Source organism: Gammaproteobacteria bacterium (assembly GCA_029862005.1).
GTDB lineage: Bacteria > Pseudomonadota > Gammaproteobacteria.
Window position 1 is genome coordinate 1 of the sequence record JAOTYD010000104.1, and the last position, 2109, is coordinate 2109.

General features: G+C 54.5%; 1 protein-coding gene. It reads right to left on the reverse strand.

The genetic code is table 11. From position 1 onward, the window contains the following. Positions 1–110: 110 nt before the first annotated feature. Entirely contained in the window at positions 111–1736 is a 1626-nt protein-coding gene (locus OES20_19250; GenBank protein ID MDH3636829.1) for an ATP-binding protein, read from the reverse strand. Positions 1737–2109 lie beyond the last annotated feature (373 nt).

Below are 2109 nucleotides of genomic sequence, written 5' to 3' on the forward strand. Positions count from 1 at the left end.
CTCAAATCGGTAATGGATATCTACGAAAGCAACACCCACGGCACCTGACACGGGCAGGCGCCAGCCTGACCCCGTTTTCCTGCGAGCAATTAGGAATACTATCCCCGGAATTAGCAGTTTAAAACGTCGCCCGTTTCCTGCGGCTCATACGCGGTTCGTGGCAGGTAGATTTGGACCGTGGTACCCATGTCGATCTGTGATTCGATTTCGATGGTCCCGCCGTGCTCGGTGACGATGGACTGACAGAGGGTGAGGCCCAGACCGGTTCCGCGATCGACCGACTTTGTGGTGTAGAACGGATCGAATTTGTGCCTCTGCGCCTCCTCGTCCATGCCACATCCGTTGTCACGGATGGTCAGGCGCAATCCATCGTTCTCGGCGTAGGTGGATATGGCAATCACCGGCACCCGGCTAGTGACCCCTTCCACCGCGTCAGCCGCATTGACCAGCATGCTCATAATGACCTGGATCAATTGTTCTTCGTTGCCCTCCACCGCCGGCAACTCACTGTCCAGTTCCAGTGCGCACCCGACCTTCAGCAGCCGCTTGTCGTAACGCATGAGCCGATAGGTGGTGCGGATCAGCTGATTTAGATCGAGCAGTTCACGCTCTCTCGAGGGGCTGCTGGAAAAGTCCGATACATCCCGAACGATTGCAACGATGCGTTCCAGGTACTGCAGGACGGCATCGCAGCTGGTGCGCAGTTGCTCGTGATCGAAGGTGCAGGATGCTTCATTTTCCCGCATGTCGCGCACCAATTCGGCAATTCCCGCCACGGGATTACCGATTTCGTGAACGATACCGGCGGCCAGGGTACCGATGGCGGCAGTTTTCTCCTGGTGGATGTATTTTTCGCGCTCGATCTCGCTCTGGCGCTCACGCTCCTCGAGTTCGACCGCCATACGCTCCAGGGCCTCGGAGAGTTTCCCGACCTCGTCACCGCGCCGGGGCAGACCGCCGCCGGGCGAGTCGATGGGCGGGTTCTCGCGCTTGACTATGGCTGCCGTCTGAACCTCCAGGGTTTTCAGGTCACGGCTGATCGCCTTGAGAAAGCGACCACTGGTGATTCCGATCGCCATCAATCCCAGAACACCGATCACCAGTGCCGCGAACGCCACACTGTCACTGTGGCTGCGGAATCCATCCACAAGGTTACTCTGCTGTTGGCGAGCCTTATCGATTCGGTGGCCCAGCATCTTCTCCGCGTCCTGAAGTTTATAGCGCAGCGCGGATACGCTCGCCAACGTCGGGTTGATGTAGGCCTCGTCCAGGGCCCGCTGAAGCGAGAGCAGGGTCGTCTCGGCCCCCGGATATCGCATGGGCAAACCTTCATACAGGGAACGCACCACCGCGAGCTGATAGCGCAAGCCATCCTGTTCGATATCGTTACCGTGAACGAGAATTTGCGAGCGCAGGTTCTGCAGGGTTCGCAGGGTGGCGAGGTCGGACTGCGATACCGCAGCTTCGCGTTCGTAGACGGAGCGCAGTTGCTCGACTTCGTCAATCAACTCCTCTTTTTGGTCCAGCACGAACAGTGTGAGGCCGGCGGCGTAGATCATCAGCACCGTAAATGCGAGCATGCCCTTGGTCTGCAGCGACAATTCGGACATCATCTTTTCCGGGAACGCGCCAGTAATTGACAGTTGAAAATTTAACTTGCAATGGTAATGCCAACCTTCCGACACGGATAATATGGCACGCGATTTGCGAGTATTTTGACCAAATTGTGCCAACAAACGGAGCTAAACCCGCAAAATTTCTCTGTTAAACGAATTTTGACTCCAGATACGGTAGATTCCCGGCCGATTTTCTGAATATTCGAATCAGAAAATCAGCCGATATTCTCGAATTCGGGAGAACGTCTTCCCGCTTTCGAGAATATCGTTTCCCTCGCCCTCGATTCCAGTATCCGGTTTCGGCCCGCATTTAGCTGTTTGCAAGTTGCGTATTAACGAAACGATCTTTGCGTTGGAAAACATAAAACGCGTATTTGTTTTTTTGACGTAGCAACTATCTGAAATCTAACGCCAAACCAAATTTGTATTAACCCTTCACATTTGACTAAAGGAGACTAACCATGAACAATTCAATCAATCGCAGAAAATTCAT